Consider the following 14,672-nt stretch of genomic DNA (forward strand, 5'->3'; position numbering starts at 1 on the left):
CACAAAATGCCCGAGTAGGAAAATGGGTCGTGATTGCGCTTGAAACGCCATCGCGCGGCCGCAGCGCCGCGAGGATGTCGCATCGTGGAAGCGATGCGCAAGAACAGATGTAAAGAGCTCTTGACTGACAAGACCTCTTTACAGTAAAGAGCTCTTTACAGGCGCAGGCCTGGTGCGAATCACCTCGAAAAGGGCGCTCGAAATTGGAAAACCGGTTGAAGCATCACCGCGAACTGCACGGCTGGAGCCAGGGCGAACTGGCCCGGCGGCTGGGCGTTTCGCGGCAGACGATCAATGCGGTTGAAACCGACAAATACGACCCTTCGCTACCGCTGGCATTGCGCATGGCGAAGCTGTTTCAGGTGAGCGTGCCAGACCTGTTTATCGATCACTGGGAGCCGGAAGAATGATGACCGAAACCAATCAGGCGAATACAAAATCGCCCACGCGCAAGGCGTTGATCGCGATGGCGATTGGTGCCGTCGTCGGATTTGTGACCATGTTCGCAGTGTCGAGTTTCCTGTCCGAAGGGTGGATCGGGGAATTCGACAAGTCGACCAAGGCCGCAGTGCTGGTCGGCGCGTTCTATGTCGTCATGGGCTTGGGTGTGGCGCTGGGCGCGCTGAAGCCGAAAGTCGGCGCGCGCATCCTCAATGTCGAGGATGAGGAAGAGCTGATGGAACAGCGCGGCATGCTGCTCCATTCCTGCTACGCCGCATCCTTGTGGGGCGTGGGCCTGGTGGTGGCCGCGCTGGGCGGGGAAAACGGCGTGATCCCGGCTGCCACCGCATTGATCATCGCCGGCATCCTGATCGCGCTTGGCAGCTATTTTGCCTGGCAATCCTATCGCGCGTCGGATGAATTGATGGCTGCGGTGAATTCCGACGCGATGACCATTGGCTATTGCCTTACCTTCGCCGTTGTTGGCGGGTGGGCGCTGCTCGAGCACCTCGGGCTTGCCGCAGGGCAGGACCCAATCGACGTGATCACAATGTTTTATATCCTGAGTATGGTCGCCACATTCGTCGCGACGGGCCGACGTGGACTGCTCAAGCCAAGGTGATCCCGGCTATCGCGAAAAACAAAAGGCCGCCCGGGCACCCCCCGAGCGGCCTTCGTTTTTCCAAGGGGTCTTGGAAATGATGAATTTCTCGCGTGAGCGAGGAGACGAGAGGCCGGATGGCCCCTCGCCCACCAATCAGGAAGAATAATACATGTCGAATTCGACCGGCGACGGGGTCGTTTCGAGACGCAGCTGGTCTTCCCACTTCAGTTCGGCATAGGCTTCGATCTGGTCCATCGAGAACACGTCGCCCTTGAGCAGGAACTCGTGATCCGCTTCGAGAGCTTCGAGCGCTTCACGCAGCGAACCGCACACGGTCGGCACGTCGGCGAGTTCGGCCGGCGGCAGATCGTAGAGGTTCTTGTCCATGGCTTCGCCCGGATGGATCTTGTTCTCGATCCCGTCGATACCGGCCATCAGCAGCGCCGAGAAGGCGAGGTACGGGTTGGCCAGCGGATCGGGGAAACGGAATTCCACGCGCTTCGCCTTTTCGCCCGCGCCGTACGGGATGCGGCACGATGCCGAACGGTTGCGGGCCGAATAGGCCAGCAGCACCGGAGCTTCGAAGCCGGGAACCAGACGCTTGTAGCTGTTGGTCGTCGGGTTGGTGAAGGCGTTCAGCGCCTTCGCGTGCTTGATCACGCCGCCGATGTAATAGAGGCAGGTTTCCGAAAGACCGGCGTATTCGTTACCAGCGAAGGTCGGCTTGCCGTCCTTCCAGATCGACATGTGGGTGTGCATGCCGCTGCCGTTGTCAGCCTTGATCGGCTTGGGCATGAAAGTCGCGGTCTTGCCGTAAGCATGAGCGACCTGCTGCACGACATACTTGTAAACCTGCACCTGGTCAGCGGTCTTCGTCAGGGTCGAGAAGGTGATGCCGAGTTCGTGCTGGGCCGCAGCCACCTCGTGGTGGTGCTTGTCCATGTTGAGGCCCATTTCCATCATCGTGGAAACCATCTCGCCGCGGATGTCCATGCAGCTGTCGACCGGTGCGACGGGGAAATAGCCGCCCTTGGCACGCGGGCGGTGGCCCATGTTGCCCATTTCGTATTCCTTGCCGGTGTTGGTCGGCAGTTCGATATCGTCGATGGCATAGCCCGAACCGGCATAGCCGTCTTCGAAGCGGACATCGTCGAACATGAAGAATTCGGGCTCGGGGCCGACGTATACGGTGTCACCGATGCCGGTCGACTTGAGATAGGCTTCGGCGCGCTTGGCGGTCGAACGCGGATCGCGCGAATACAGCTGGCCGTCCGAAGGCTCGACGATGTCGCAGAAGATCGACAGCATCGGGGTGGCGCTGAACGGATCGACATAGACGGCGTCCATGTCGGGCTTCAGGATCATGTCGGATTCGTTGATCGCCTTCCAGCCCTCGATCGAGGAACCGTCGAACATCAGGCCGTCTTCGAGCGAATCTTCGTCCATGACGCTGGCGGCCATGGTGAGATGCTGCCACTTACCCTTGGGATCGGTGAAGCGCAGGTCGACCCACTCGATTTCCTCGTCCTTGATCTGTTTCAGGACGTCATTCACGCTTGCCATTCTTATGTCTCCAGCTTGAGTTCTGTAGTTTCTTGTTTGAGAGGATGCCCGCCCGTCCGGCGGATCTGGGTATTGTCAGCAGGTGCCGTCAGATCGCGTCATCATCGGTTTCCCCGGTGCGGATGCGAAGAGCGCGGTCGATCGTCGAAACGAAGATCTTGCCGTCGCCGATCCGGCCCGTTTGCGCGGCGGCAGCGATGGCCTCTACAACGCGGTCAGCCTGATCATCGGATACGACCACTTCCAGCTTCACCTTGGGCAGGAAGTCGACGACATATTCCGCCCCGCGATAAAGCTCGGTGTGGCCTTTCTGGCGGCCGAACCCGCGCGCTTCGGTGACGGTGATGCCGGATACGCCGATTTCATGCAGCGCTTCCTTCACCTCGTCGAGCTTGAAGGGTTTGATGATCGCTTCGATCTTTTTCACGTAAATCCATTCCCGCCGGGCAGTGAACCTTGAACGATTCGATCAAGAATCGTGCCAAGCCTTGTCATACTTCGGTAGCCGATCCTTTGCCGTGCGCAAGGATCATTGCGTGTGCCGATTGTGGTAGCAATATTGTGCAACGCAGCGCAACAGTGCCTAAGGCTAGGGCGAGGATTGCCCAATATTTGGGCAGGGCTTTGCGGCGCTACAGCCGCAGGCCGGTCGTCTCGGCGATGCCGCACATGATGTTGAGGTTCTGGATCGCGGCCCCAGAAGCGCCTTTGCCGAGGTTGTCGAGCACCGCCACCAGCCGCGCCTCCTGCCCTTCGCCAAATACGTAGAGATCCAGTGCGTCGCTGGCTGGGGCATCGGCATTGAGGATGATTTCGGAGGGATTGTCCGCGCAATCGTGCACCCGCACGACCCGCGAGCTTTCGTATGCCGCTTCGAGCACTTCGTGGAGATTGCCCGCGCCCGTGTCGCCGGCAAAGGCCTGTCCCGGCACGGGAATGTCGATCACCATTCCGCGATAGGCAGGCACCACTGCGGGCGAGAAAACCGGTGCATGGCGCAAACCGGAATAACGGGTCATCTCTGCCAGATGCTTGTGCCCCAGCGCCAGACCATAGGCACGGAAGGCAAGCGTCTTGTCCGCTTCGAACCGGTCGATCAGAGCGTTGCCGCCGCCCGAATATCCGCTGACGGCGTTGACGGTGAACGGCCAGTCGGATCGCAGCAACCCTTCGTCCACCAGAGGGGCGAGCAGCGCGATGAAGCCAGTGGGATAGCAACCCGGATTGGAAACAAGCCGCACCTTCCGGATGCGGCTGTGGCCGATGATTTCGGGGAAGCCGTAAGTCCACCCTTCGGCGACGCGGTGCGCGCTCGACGCGTCGATGATTCGCACCTGCGAACCTTCGGCCAGAGCCACCGTTTCCCGCGCCGCATCATCAGGCAGGCACAGGATTGCGATGTCCGCTGCGTGCAGAGCATCCTTGCGGGCCTTCGCATTCTTGCGCTGATCGTCGGGCAGCACCAACAGCTCGAATTCGTCGCGGCCTTTCAGCCGATCGCGGATTTCGAGGCCGGTTGTCCCGGCGGCACCATCAATGAAAACGCGAACAGCCATCACCAAGGATTAAGCGGCTATCGCAAACGGATCAATCCGCAAGCGCGCTGGCTTTCATGTAGCCGCTCGGCCCCTGAGGACCGAGGCAACCCCACACCCAATCACCTGCGACATCAAGCACTTCGATCCTTGTGCCGGGTTCGAAACGGGTGATTTGCGGGGAATCGACGCGCGTGTTTTCCATAACGGCGACACCGTCAGGACCGACAAAGCGTTCATGCGGGATGACGTAATGCGCGGCGAGATGCGTTCCTGCCAGCGCGATATGCGCAAGATCGCCGCGCAGCGGCAGAGTGCCGGGCGCAGGCTTTGCCACCGGGCCTTTCAGACCCAGTCCGCCAGACGGCACTTCGTAGGTTGTGATCAGGCTGGGCGCCCCATTCATCTTTTTCTTCTGTCCCCAAAAACCCGGATAAAGCCCCCGCTCCCGGAGTCTGGATTAGGCGCGCTTAGACGCAGTTTTCCCTTGGGGCAAGTTACCCGCCGTAGCGTCCCTGCAACATATGCCATGCCGCGCGCAGGCCATAGGCGGTGCCGCCTCGCGCACGACCCGGCTTGGGGAAGGGGCGCCATGCGAAGGTGTCGAAATGCACCCAGTCGATCCCCTCGCCTACGAACCGGTCAAGGAAAAGCCCGGCAACGCTTGCCCCGGCGTAGGGGTTCGAATGGGCATTGGCCAGATCGGCGATATCGCTTGCCAGATATTCGCGATAGGAATCGGGCAGCGGCAGACGCCAGGGTTCATCATCATTGGCCTTGCCCGCTGCGATCATGGCATCGGCGGTTTCGTCACGCCGCGCCATCATCGCGGCATAATCCGGGCCAAGCGCGACCCGCGCCGCTCCGGTAAGCGTGGCGAAGTCGATGATCAGATCGGGGCTTTCCTCCGATGCGCGGGTCAGCGCATCGCCGAGGATCAGCCGCCCTTCGGCGTCGGTGTTGTGAATTTCCACGGTCAGCCCCTTGCGGCTCGAAAGCACGTCACCGGGGCGGAAAGCAGGACCCGAAATGGCGTTTTCGACTGCGGGGACAAGCAGGTGCAGCCTTACATTCAACCCGGCTGCCATTACCAACCCGGCCAGCGCGATCGCGTGGGCGGCACCGCCCATGTCCTTTTTCATCAGCCGCATACCGGACGCTGGCTTGATATCGAGCCCGCCGCTGTCAAAGCACACGCCCTTGCCGACAATCGCCAGCACCGGGGCGTCTTTCTTGCCCCAGGTAAGGTGCATGATCCGCGGCGCATGATTGCGCGCGGCGGCTCGGCCCACGGCGTGGACCATGGGATAGCCCTGTTCCAGTTCGTCGCCGCGCGTGACCTTCACTTCGGCCTTGTGCGCCTTGGCCAGCTTTTCGATCTCGGCTTCAAGTGCGGCAGGGCCCATGTCTTCTGCCGGAGTGTTGACGAGATCGCGCACCAGCATTTCCGCTTCGGCTTCCGCGATGATGGCGGGCAGGCGGCCGACCTGTTCGGTCAACAGCACGCGCGGACCAACAGGTTTGTCCTCCGCCTTGTAGCGGTTGAAGCGATATTGCGCCGTCAGCCAACCGAATGCGGCGGGGCCGGGCTGGCGGCCGGCGACGCGATAGGTTCCTTCGGGCAGGTCTTCGGCGAGCTTGGCAAGGCACCAGCTTGAAAAATTGTCCGGGTTGGCAACGCCGCCCACTGCAAAGAAGCTGTCGCCATCGGGCACGATCCCGACCTGGTAGCCGCTGCCGTCGAATTTCTGCGCGGCAAGCGCGGCGCGCTGTCCAGCGGAAAGCGTCTTTGCAAACTCGGCAAAGCCGTCCTTGTTGACGAGGTGGATGGCGATGGCGTCCTGGCCGCGATCGGGCTGGATCAGGTCTTTTATCTCGGTCATGCTGCGTCCATAATCCCGCTGTTAATCTTGTCACGCATCAATTCAGGCAGGACGGGGGTAAAGATGGTTCGTTGGGCGTTTGTCGCAATTTCCTTGCCGGTGCTGCTGGCGTGTTCCTCCCCCGATGAAATGGGTGATGAAATCGCAGCCGGTCAGGGCGAAAGCGCGCAGGCGGCGCTGGATCGCAGATTGGGCGAGGGTGCGGAACCGGTCGAGTTCAAGGACGAGGAAGCGCGCGGGGAGGCGGCGCGCGATTTCGCCTATTTCTGGCCAGCGCAAGTCAGCGCCATCGAACCTTTCGCCGCGATGCTGGCACAGGAACGGGACAAGGCGCTCGCCGAACAGAAGGCGGAGTGGGAACAATCCGTCGCCGAATTCGCCGATGCCGAAGACGGCTATCAGTGCATTACCTGCGTCAACCGCTACTATTCCAAAAGCTGGACAGTCGCCGCCGATACGCCCCGCTTTCTGGTGATGCTGGGCACCACCGAAGTCTACACCGGCGGCGCGCATGGCAATACCGACTTCGACGCGCTGATGTGGGATCGGGAAGCGAATGACGGGGCGGGCGCGGCCATGCGCCCGGTTGCGCTGTTCGTGGATGAGGTCGCGCTCGAAAACACGGCATATGGCGATTATTGCCAATCGCTGCTGGAGGCGCGGCGGGACAAGCTGGAAATCGACATCACGGCGATGAACAAGTTCGACAATTGCCCTTCCGTCAGCGAGCTTGTGGTTCTGCCGCTGGCATCGGGCGGCAAGCGTTTCGACACCATCCGGTTTGTCGCCGCGCCCTATGTCGCGGGTTCCTATGCCGAAGGGCCCTATGAATTCGAGATCGCGGTGAACGATCTGATCCTGTCCGTGGTGAAGCCCGAATATCGCGGTGCTTTTGCCTTGGCAGAGTAGCGCTCGCATTTCGGTGGCTGCTTCGCTATATGCGCCGCCATGATTGAATACCAACTCGTCGAAGGCAATGAGACCGTCTATCGCGACGGCACGATCAAGCTGCACACCGAAGAAGGCTTCGAAGGGATGCGCAAGGCCGGGCGCCTTGCAGCGACCATCCTTGATGAAGTGGCCGACATGGTGCAGCCGGGCGTCACCACCGAAAGCATCGACACCGCTATCCGCGGGATGATGCTGGACGCCGGCGCGATTCCGGCGACGCTTGGGTATCGCGGTTATACCCATTCGTGCTGCATTTCGATCAACCACGTGATCTGCCACGGCATTCCTTCGGACAAGGTGCTGAAGGACGGGGACATCCTCAACGTTGATGTCACTCCGCTGCTGGATGGTTGGCATGGCGATACCAGCCGGATGTATTACGCGGGCGAGCCGAGTCTGAAGGCGAAGCGGATGGTTGATGTGACCTACGAATGCCTGATGCTGGGGATCGAAGCCGCTTCGAAGCCCGGCGCGCGGCTGGGTGATATCGGCGCCGCGATCGAGGCGCATGCGCGCCAGTTCCGTTATGGCGTGGTGCGCGAATTCTGCGGCCACGGGCTTGGCCGCCTGTTCCACGACGCGCCCGAAGTCGTCCACGCGGCGAAAGCGGGGACGGGGCCGGAACTGAAGCCGGGAATGTTCTTCACCATCGAGCCGATGATCAATCTCGGCAAGCCTTGGGCGAAGGTGCTCGGCGACGGCTGGACCGCGGTAACCCGCGACAAGAGCCTGTCGGCGCAGTTCGAGCACAGCCTTGCGATCACCGAAGACGGGGTGGAAATCTTCACCAAGAGCCCGACAGGACGCGACAAGCCGCCTTATTGATCACGGTGCGCCTTCACATGAAGAAGGCGACCAGCACGGCAACCATCACCGCGATCACCGCAAGCGAGAAGCCGAGCATGGCGATCACCGGTTTGCTCAGTCGTGCCAGAACTGCCCATTCGTAACCAAGCGCGATTGCCAGAGTGATCGGCACTTGCGCCGCGATCGCCACCGGATCGGGCAGGCCTGCGACCTGCACCAGCCGGGCATAGGCCGGGGTCATCAGCGCGAGCGTCCCGATCAGCATCGCCTGCCGATGCGCGTGCATGTCGCGCCGTCGGGCGAAGTGCAGGGCGACGAGATAGAGCGGGACGAAAGTGACAAAGGCGGCGATGTTCACCACTGTCACTTCGGGCCGGCCCAGTTCGCGCCCGATGTTCACCGCGATGATTGCCCCTGAAACCAGCATTGCGCCCACCAGCGCGATTGAGGCGCGGCCGATCGCGCGGTGCAGGTCCAGCCGGTGCCGCGCCGCCAGCCAGGCCTGTGACGCGAGCAGCGTCAGCCACCCGAGCATCACCGCGCCGTGAAACACCACCAGCGGGGTGTAGCGCGCCTGCACTTCCGTGTGCACCAGCGCCTTCAGTGCAAAGGCCAGCATGGTGAAACCGAGCAAGCCCTGCGCTATGCGGCTGAGCAGCAGGTTTTCCCGGCGATGGCTTTCAGGTGCGCGCATGGCTGCCTTTTCTGGTCGTTTGCCCGATTGAAACGCCAGCGCGCCCAAGTCGATCCTCAATTGCGAAACCATTTCGCAAGCATGCCGCGGAACAGCCGGTTAACATCTTAACGATAGCTTTCAGCCATTCTCAGGAACCGTCCAACAGGCTTGGTCGCACCGGTTTGGCGGAAGGATGGCGAGACATGTCAAAGATTTCGATTGGACTGCTGTTTACCGCGATCGGGCTGATCCTCGTCGCGACCTATTTCGACATTGCCTTCCTTGGCAGCGGAGCCGGGGTCGTGCTGGTTTGCGGACTGGTTTATGCCTTTGTCGTCGCCAAACGGCAGGCGGAACTGATGGTGCTGGTGCTCGATCAGCGGTTCGAGGAAAAGCCCGCAGAGCCCGTCAAGAAGCCGGCGCCGGTTCCCGTCGGCATGCCGGAACTCGAAGAAGCCGCCTGATCCTCAGACCTCTCGCGCCGCGCGGATTGCCGCCCCGGCAGCGAACGGCGCTATCGCCACCAGACCGAGGCTGATCGCGGCGACAAATCCGAGGCTGGCCGGGTCCTGCCGCGCCAATGCGCCCGCGCCAAAGATCAGGATCGGCAGCGCCAGCGGCACCAGCAGCAGCCCCGATAGCGCGGCGCCCGCACGCAGACTTGCTGTCAATGCGGCGATCATAAGCCCGATAGCGGCCAGACCCGGCGTCCCCACTGCCAGCCCGATCAGCAGCAGATGCAGCGTCGGCCCTTCAATCGCCAGCAGCGCCGCAGACGGAAAGGCGGCGATGATCAGCGGCGGCCCGAAGCTCAGCCAATGCGCCAGCAGCCGCACCGCCATCATCACTTCCTCGGTCACTCCGCGCAGCTTGAGCTGGTCGAACACGCCCAGCTCGATATCCTGCGCCACCAGCTTCTCCAGCGGCAGGATCGCCGCCAGCAGCGCCGCGATCCAGACGACGCCCCCGCCGGTGCGCGCCAGCATGTTGGCATCCGGCCCTACCGCAAAGGGGTAAAGCATTGCCACCGCGACAAAGAACACCACCGGCAGCGCTGCTCCGCCGCCTGCAAAGGGGAAGAACTTGGCAAGGTCGCGTTTGAGCAGCGCGGCGATCATGCGGGCTCTTCCTGAGTGCGCGGGATGAAGCTCTCCACCGCCAGTGTCCGCAGCCCCGCGATTTCGAGCGGCTGGTGCGAAGCGATCAGCGCGATCCCGCCGCCGCTGACGTGCAGCTGGATCAGCGCGGTGACTTGCGCAATGGCCGCCACATCGAGACCTGAAAGCGGTTCGTCCAGCAGCCAGATCGGCACCCCGCGATTGAGCAGCGCGGCAAGGCCGGCGCGCTTTCTCTGACCCGTCGAAAGATACCGCACCGGGACTTCCAGCAGTGGCTCCAATCCCATCACGTGCAACGCGCCCGCCGGATTGGTGCATCCGTCCACTTTTTCCCAAAAAGCCAGCGCCCGGCCGAGCGGCAGGTCGGGATCGAGCGCCGGGCGTTCGTCGAGCAGGCCGATTTCCCCGCTGCGCAGCACTTCGCCCGCGAACGGCGTTGTCAGGCCCGCCAGCACTCGCATCAGCGTGGTCTTGCCCGTGCCGTTTGCCCCGGTGATATGCAGCGCCTCACCCGCGCCAAGATCGAACGACAGCTTGCGGAACAACAGCCTGTCGCCGCGCCGACAGGCGACACCCTTGGCCGAAATTGCGGGGGAGACAGAAGCTTGCATCGCCCCAACGCGTTAGGCAAAAGCGAGCCTTCCCACAACACTTGCCTGAAGCGGAGCCGCACGCCATGACCAGCGTCCCCCAACTGACCGACGAAGAACGCGATCAATTGCTGGCCGATCATCCCGAATGGGAGCTGGCACGCGATGGAAAGGCGATCATGCGGACCGTCCAGTTCGGCGACTTTTCCGAAGCCTGGGGCTTCATGTCGCGCGTCGCGCTGATCGCGGATCGCCACGATCACCACCCCGAATGGTTCAATGTCTATGCCAAGGTGGAGATTACCCTGACCACGCATGACGCAGACGGCCTGTCGATCCGCGATGCCAAGATGGCGCGCGCCATCGACGCGCTTGTCTGATCGGGATTCCGGCCTGAAATTGACACTGGGCCGGGGTTTTAAGAATATTCCACGTTCCCTGCGCGGAACTCATAAATCCATAAAAACATCAACTTGTGGCGCGTTTATGGGCGCGCTGACGCTTGCTCGGTGTGATCTTCCGATCTCACACTGTCACCTTGCGGGATTGCTGACGATTTCAAACAGCCACCGCTTCCTTACCTTGCTTCCCGCACAGTAGGAAAGCGGCGAGACCGGGGCGCGATTATTTTCCCAGCAGCCCTTGCCGCCCGGCCGAGCGTTGCTGTTTGCGCACCTTGCCCGGCATCCAGCGCTTGGCAAAGTTCAGCTGGCGCGCGGTCTTGCCCACCAGATAGTGCAGATCGTCGCCGTGAACGGCGTTCCACACCGTTTCGGCCACTTCCTCAACCGGGGTGATCTCAAGTCCGGCGGCCGTCACCCGCGTGCGGATGTCTTCATTGGTGTTGCGATTGCCTGTGCCGTCGAGCAGAGGTGTCTCGATGAAGCTGGGACAGATCGAGGATACCTTGATCCCGTCCGGCGCCCATTCCGCATCAAGGCTTTCGGCGATCCCGCGCACGCCGAACTTGGTCGCGCTGTAAACGCTCATCCCGCTGCCGCCGGTAATCCCCGCCGCGCTGGCGATGTTGACCAGAGCCGAACCGGGCGCGGTCTTCTGCAGATAGGGATATACGGCCTGAGCGCCGTACAGCACCCCGCGCAGATTGATGTCGAGACAGGCGTCGATTTCGTCCTTGGAAAGCTCCGCCAACGGCCCGCCGGTGCCAATCCCGGCGTTGTTCACCATCACATCGATCCGGCCACCCGCCGCCGTTGCCGCCGCTTCCAGCGCAACGTCCCACGCAGCACGATCGCGCACGTCGAGGATGTGCGAGTATTTGAACCCGCCTTCGATCATGCCGAGCGTGTCCTGCATCCCGGCGGCGTTGACATCGGCAATGCACACGAACCAGCCGCGATCGCCAAAATGCCGCGCCACCGCGCGCCCGATACCCGAAGCCCCGCCGGTGATGAAAATGCTGCGCCGCTGGTCTGCCATGTGATCCCTCTCCGATTGCTATTTGCAACCGGCTTTAAGACGGGGTGACGCGTTTGTCAGCAGCTTAAGCGTCCCGACGCGTCACAGGCCATTCACGTGATCTGCGCCTTCGACGATTTCGGCGGTTGACGGCTCCAGCACATCGCCCAGCGGCTCGGCCCGGCCACCCAGCGTTTCGGCAAGGAAATTCTCGGTGATGGCAAAGAAGCTGATCGAATTGTCGGGCTTGGCAAAGCCGTGGCCTTCGTCCGGGTAGAGGACATAGGTGACGGGAATGCCCGCCTCCTTCATCGCGCCGACGATCTGGTCGCTCTCGGCCTGTTTCACGCGCGGATCGTTGGCCCCTTGCGCGATCAGCAGCGGCTTCGAAATGTCCTTCGCCTTGTAAAGCGGGCTGGCGGCCTTGAGCAGCGCGAGCCCTTCATCGGTGTTCGGATTGCCCATGCGTTCGTGGAAGATCTTCACCATCGGCGCCCAGTAGGGGGGAATGGTGGACAGGAGGGTTTCGAGATTGGACGGGCCGACAATATCGACCCCGCAGGCAAACACATCGGGCGTGAAGGCAAGGCCCGCCAGCGTCGCATAGCCGCCATAGGAACCGCCCATGATCGCCACCTTGTCTCGCGGTGCGATCCCCTGTTCGACCGCCCAATTGACCGCGTCGATCAGATCGTCATGCATCGCCAGCCCCCACTGCTTGTTGCTGGCGTTGATGAAGCTTTTACCAAACCCGGTGGAGCCGCGGAAATTGACCGAGAGCACGCTGTAGCCGCGATTGGCGAGCATCTGGTGGATCGGGTTGTAGCCATAATCGTCGCGCGCCCACGGCCCGCCGTGCACCAGCAGCACCATCGGCGTCGGCGCGGCGGGGCGTCCGGAGCCAGCGGGGTCGCTGCCCGCAGCCAGCGTCAGATAGGACGGCAAAGTCAGACCGTCCCGGCTGGTGATCTCGACGCAATTCATCGGTTGCAGCGGCGCGCCCTCCAGTTCGGGCCGGGTGACGTAGAACGGAGCCAGCGTGCCGGCGTCGCGATCATAGATAAAGGTGCGGATCGGGCCGCTGACGGGGTCGTTCCAGACGATCCATGTGCGGTCGTCATCGGTGCGGCTCATGACGCCGAATTCGCCGTCAAACTGCGTGCCGAGCCATTCGAAGCTCGCGCCGATCTCTGCATCGATCGCGGTCCATTCCGTAGTCAGGTAAGTGACCGAATAGGCCTGCACCACGCCCGTCTGCTTGTGGCGGAGCGTGCCGCCGATATCGGCGCGGTCATCCTCTGCGATCAGAGTGCGTTCGCCGCTCGCCGTGTCCTGTGCATACAGCGCGGCAGTGTCGCGCCCGCGTCCGTCGAGCCAGTAGAGCACGCTGCCGTCGACCGTGTATCCGGCAGGGGAGGTCGTCATCGAATCCTCCATCGCGGTGGTTTCGAACGGCTCTTCCTCCACCACATTGTCGATCACGCGGAAATAGTCGGTTCCGCCCGCTTCGTTCTGCGCCATCGCCATGCGCAAAGTCAGCGTGTCATCGGCCATGAAGTGGGCGTAGGCGTTGTTTTCGTAAACCAGCTCCAGCGCGCCGGTGGAGAGGTTCAGTCGGTGGACATCGTGCCATTGCGGATCGCGATTGTTGAGGCCGATCAGGATGTGCTGCTTGTCCACCTGCGACGATCCGACGATCATCACGCGGGTGTTCTCGAACGGGGTGAGGCAGACCTCCTCCCCGCTGGCGATATCGACGCGGTAAAGCAGGAAATTCTCGTCGCCACCCTTGTCCTGGATATAGCCGACGGCAGTGGAATCGGGTGTCCAGAAATGTTCGCGGATCGGGCGGTCATCCGCTTTCGTCATCGGTTTGGCCGCGTCCGGATCGGAGCGCGGGGCGATCCAGATGTTCATCACCCCGTCCAGCGGGGCAAGCCAGCTGAGCCATTGGCCATCCGGGCTGATCTTGCCCTGCGACCGGGTCGGATTGCCGAACAGGTGATCGCGGGGAATGAGCGGAATGGTATCGAGTGCCGGCATGATGTCTCCCTTGGTACTGGGTGACAGCTAGGGACGGGTTGCGGAAAAGCAAACCGCCATCGGGCGAACCTTCGACAATAATCGCCGGGCGACAACGGCTTGCCCGGCAATTTGGTTGCAATCGTAATCAGTGGTAGAAGATCGGTCAGGGCCGCAATTTTATTGTGGAGGGGGAAATCATGAAATCAATTCTCACAGCGATGTGTGCTGCATCGCTTGCGCTTGGCGTGGCTGCGTGCAGCGGCGATCCCGGCACGAAGACCGAAGCGACCGAGGCAGCCTCGCTTGCGGGGACATGGAAAGCCAATGTCGATTCCGCCGAATTCGAGAACAGCACCAGCAGCTATCTTTTCGCTGACGGGCAATACACCTGCAACAGCTGCATTCCGCCTTACACCGTCGCCGCCAACGGCGAATGGGTGAGCGTGGACCGGCCCGGCGTCGATGCGCTGAAATATACCATCGTCGATGACCGGACGATCACGGCAGCTTCGCGCCTTGGTGACAAGGAACTGGGCAATTCGACCTGGACCATCAGCGAGGATGGCCAGACGATGACGGTCAACTGGACCAATCTGGACGGCGACGAAGTGGTTGAAGGCACTTCGACCCTGACCCGTGTGGCAGCGGCTCCCGATGGCGCGCACGCGGCCTCGGGCGACTGGGATGTCGCCAGCATCGGGGAGATGAGCGATGCCGGCCTGCTGTTCACCTACATGATCGATGGCGACACCATCACCTCGACCGGCAACGGCGGCGGCTACACCGCGACGCTTGGCGGTGATCCGGTGAAACCCGAGGGCGACGAAAGCGGCGGCATGATCGCGGTCGAGAAGGTTTCGGACAACGTCTACCGCGAAACCTACAGCCGCGATGGCGAAGTCATCAACGTGCTCGAAATGACCGTCGATGGCGACACTTTGCGTGCGGTCAGCACCGATCCGCGCGACAACAGCACCTCACGCTGGACGGCGACCCGGCAGTAATCGGTTCTGGAACGAACAAGACCCCCGGCCGCGTTCGCGTGGCCGGGGGTTTTTCT

17 protein-coding genes are annotated in these 14,672 nt (G+C 62.1%); 7 read left to right on the top strand and 10 right to left on the bottom strand.

Features of this window, described 5'->3' with window-relative positions:
• The first annotated feature begins 203 nt into the window (after positions 1-203).
• Both AABA34_RS06320 and AABA34_RS06325 read left to right on the top strand, forming a co-directional pair.
• The gene (locus AABA34_RS06320) at positions 204-410 is read left to right on the top strand and encodes a helix-turn-helix transcriptional regulator (protein WP_338304380.1); all 207 of its coding nucleotides are present in this window, start codon (positions 204-206) and stop codon (positions 408-410) included.
• Positions 407-1,063 (top strand): hypothetical protein, encoded by a 657-nt coding sequence (locus tag AABA34_RS06325; protein WP_338304381.1) that lies wholly within the window; start codon positions 407-409, stop codon positions 1,061-1,063. The genes AABA34_RS06320 and AABA34_RS06325 overlap by 4 nt, the downstream gene beginning before the upstream one ends.
• A 135-nt stretch (positions 1,064-1,198) precedes the next feature.
• Here the strand turns inward: AABA34_RS06325 and glnA are convergent, their stop codons facing one another.
• The 5 genes from glnA to AABA34_RS06350 form a co-directional block, all read right to left on the bottom strand.
• A complete protein-coding gene (gene glnA, locus AABA34_RS06330) occupies positions 1,199-2,608 on the bottom strand; it encodes a type I glutamate--ammonia ligase (RefSeq protein ID WP_034952415.1) in 1,410 nt (469 codons plus the stop codon).
• 88 nt (positions 2,609-2,696) lie between these two features.
• The gene (locus AABA34_RS06335; protein ID WP_034952418.1) at positions 2,697-3,035 is read right to left on the bottom strand and encodes a P-II family nitrogen regulator; all 339 of its coding nucleotides are present in this window, start codon (positions 3,033-3,035) and stop codon (positions 2,697-2,699) included.
• A gap of 205 nt (positions 3,036-3,240) precedes the next feature.
• On the bottom strand, positions 3,241-4,164 hold the full coding sequence (gene argC / locus AABA34_RS06340; protein WP_338304382.1) for an N-acetyl-gamma-glutamyl-phosphate reductase: 924 nt from the start codon (positions 4,162-4,164) through the stop codon (positions 3,241-3,243).
• A 31-nt stretch (positions 4,165-4,195) separates the two neighbouring features.
• A complete protein-coding gene (locus AABA34_RS06345) occupies positions 4,196-4,549 on the bottom strand; it encodes a hypothetical protein (RefSeq protein ID WP_338304383.1) in 354 nt (117 codons plus the stop codon).
• Positions 4,550-4,640: 91 nt separating this feature from the next.
• The gene (locus tag AABA34_RS06350; protein ID WP_338304384.1) at positions 4,641-6,026 is read right to left on the bottom strand and encodes a leucyl aminopeptidase family protein; all 1,386 of its coding nucleotides are present in this window, start codon (positions 6,024-6,026) and stop codon (positions 4,641-4,643) included.
• Positions 6,027-6,089: 63 nt separating this feature from the next.
• Here AABA34_RS06350 and AABA34_RS06355 point away from each other — a divergent pair, with 63 nt between their 5' ends.
• Both AABA34_RS06355 and map read left to right on the top strand, forming a co-directional pair.
• Complete coding sequence (locus tag AABA34_RS06355; RefSeq protein WP_338304385.1) at positions 6,090-6,935, top strand: hypothetical protein; 846 nt, start codon at positions 6,090-6,092, stop codon at positions 6,933-6,935.
• A gap of 39 nt (positions 6,936-6,974) precedes the next feature.
• A complete protein-coding gene (map, locus tag AABA34_RS06360) occupies positions 6,975-7,802 on the top strand; it encodes a type I methionyl aminopeptidase (RefSeq protein ID WP_338304386.1) in 828 nt (275 codons plus the stop codon).
• Positions 7,803-7,815: 13 nt separating this feature from the next.
• Here the strand turns inward: map and AABA34_RS06365 are convergent, their stop codons facing one another.
• Positions 7,816-8,478 (bottom strand): hypothetical protein, encoded by a 663-nt coding sequence (locus tag AABA34_RS06365; protein WP_338304387.1) that lies wholly within the window; start codon positions 8,476-8,478, stop codon positions 7,816-7,818.
• A 185-nt stretch (positions 8,479-8,663) separates the two neighbouring features.
• On the opposite strand from AABA34_RS06365, the gene AABA34_RS06370 reads away from it, so the two are divergent.
• On the top strand, positions 8,664-8,924 hold the full coding sequence (locus AABA34_RS06370; RefSeq protein WP_252260186.1) for a hypothetical protein: 261 nt from the start codon (positions 8,664-8,666) through the stop codon (positions 8,922-8,924).
• Positions 8,925-8,927: 3 nt separating this feature from the next.
• Here AABA34_RS06370 and AABA34_RS06375 read toward each other — a convergent pair whose 3' ends face one another.
• A complete protein-coding gene (locus tag AABA34_RS06375) occupies positions 8,928-9,578 on the bottom strand; it encodes a heme exporter protein CcmB (protein ID WP_338304388.1) in 651 nt (216 codons plus the stop codon).
• Positions 9,575-10,189 (bottom strand): heme ABC exporter ATP-binding protein CcmA, encoded by a 615-nt coding sequence (gene ccmA, locus AABA34_RS06380; RefSeq protein WP_338304389.1) that lies wholly within the window; start codon positions 10,187-10,189, stop codon positions 9,575-9,577. Before ccmA ends, AABA34_RS06375 begins: the two co-directional genes overlap by 4 nt.
• 65 nt (positions 10,190-10,254) lie before the next feature.
• On the opposite strand from ccmA, the gene AABA34_RS06385 reads away from it, so the two are divergent.
• Entirely contained in the window at positions 10,255-10,548 is a 294-nt protein-coding gene (locus tag AABA34_RS06385) for a 4a-hydroxytetrahydrobiopterin dehydratase (protein WP_338304390.1), read from the top strand.
• Positions 10,549-10,792: 244 nt separating this feature from the next.
• Here the strand turns inward: AABA34_RS06385 and AABA34_RS06390 are convergent, their stop codons facing one another.
• Both AABA34_RS06390 and AABA34_RS06395 read right to left on the bottom strand, forming a co-directional pair.
• Entirely contained in the window at positions 10,793-11,608 is an 816-nt protein-coding gene (locus AABA34_RS06390; protein ID WP_338304391.1) for an SDR family oxidoreductase, read from the bottom strand.
• 81 nt (positions 11,609-11,689) lie between these two features.
• Positions 11,690-13,630 carry a S9 family peptidase gene (locus tag AABA34_RS06395; protein WP_338304392.1) on the bottom strand — a complete coding sequence of 647 codons (1,941 nt, stop codon included), beginning with the start codon at positions 13,628-13,630 and terminating at the stop codon, positions 11,690-11,692.
• Positions 13,631-13,809: 179 nt separating this feature from the next.
• Here AABA34_RS06395 and AABA34_RS06400 point away from each other — a divergent pair, with 179 nt between their 5' ends.
• The gene (locus AABA34_RS06400) at positions 13,810-14,616 is read left to right on the top strand and encodes a hypothetical protein (protein WP_338304393.1); all 807 of its coding nucleotides are present in this window, start codon (positions 13,810-13,812) and stop codon (positions 14,614-14,616) included.
• Positions 14,617-14,672 lie beyond the last annotated feature (56 nt).

It is taken from the genome of Erythrobacter sp. Dej080120_24, from assembly GCF_036322605.1.
Classification (GTDB): domain Bacteria; phylum Pseudomonadota; class Alphaproteobacteria; order Sphingomonadales; family Sphingomonadaceae; genus Erythrobacter; species Erythrobacter aurantius.

Bases quoted from the DNA above. Each gene is read 5' to 3' on its own strand.
- AABA34_RS06325 (WP_338304381.1), top strand. From the start codon at position 407: ATGATGACCGAAACCAATCAGGCGAATACAAAATCGCCCACGCGCAAG.
- glnA (WP_034952415.1), bottom strand. From the start codon at position 2,608: ATGGCAAGCGTGAATGACGTCCTGAAACAGATCAAGGACGAGGAAATC.
- argC (WP_338304382.1), bottom strand. From the start codon at position 4,164: ATGGCTGTTCGCGTTTTCATTGATGGTGCCGCCGGGACAACCGGCCTC.
- AABA34_RS06345 (WP_338304383.1), bottom strand. From the start codon at position 4,549: ATGAATGGGGCGCCCAGCCTGATCACAACCTACGAAGTGCCGTCTGGC.
- AABA34_RS06350 (WP_338304384.1), bottom strand. From the start codon at position 6,026: ATGACCGAGATAAAAGACCTGATCCAGCCCGATCGCGGCCAGGACGCC.
- AABA34_RS06355 (WP_338304385.1), top strand. From the start codon at position 6,090: ATGGTTCGTTGGGCGTTTGTCGCAATTTCCTTGCCGGTGCTGCTGGCG.
- map (WP_338304386.1), top strand. From the start codon at position 6,975: ATGATTGAATACCAACTCGTCGAAGGCAATGAGACCGTCTATCGCGAC.
- AABA34_RS06365 (WP_338304387.1), bottom strand. From the start codon at position 8,478: ATGCGCGCACCTGAAAGCCATCGCCGGGAAAACCTGCTGCTCAGCCGC.
- AABA34_RS06370 (WP_252260186.1), top strand. From the start codon at position 8,664: ATGTCAAAGATTTCGATTGGACTGCTGTTTACCGCGATCGGGCTGATC.
- AABA34_RS06375 (WP_338304388.1), bottom strand. From the start codon at position 9,578: ATGATCGCCGCGCTGCTCAAACGCGACCTTGCCAAGTTCTTCCCCTTT.
- ccmA (WP_338304389.1), bottom strand. From the start codon at position 10,189: ATGCAAGCTTCTGTCTCCCCCGCAATTTCGGCCAAGGGTGTCGCCTGT.
- AABA34_RS06385 (WP_338304390.1), top strand. From the start codon at position 10,255: ATGACCAGCGTCCCCCAACTGACCGACGAAGAACGCGATCAATTGCTG.
- AABA34_RS06390 (WP_338304391.1), bottom strand. From the start codon at position 11,608: ATGGCAGACCAGCGGCGCAGCATTTTCATCACCGGCGGGGCTTCGGGT.
- AABA34_RS06395 (WP_338304392.1), bottom strand. From the start codon at position 13,630: ATGCCGGCACTCGATACCATTCCGCTCATTCCCCGCGATCACCTGTTC.
- AABA34_RS06400 (WP_338304393.1), top strand. From the start codon at position 13,810: ATGAAATCAATTCTCACAGCGATGTGTGCTGCATCGCTTGCGCTTGGC.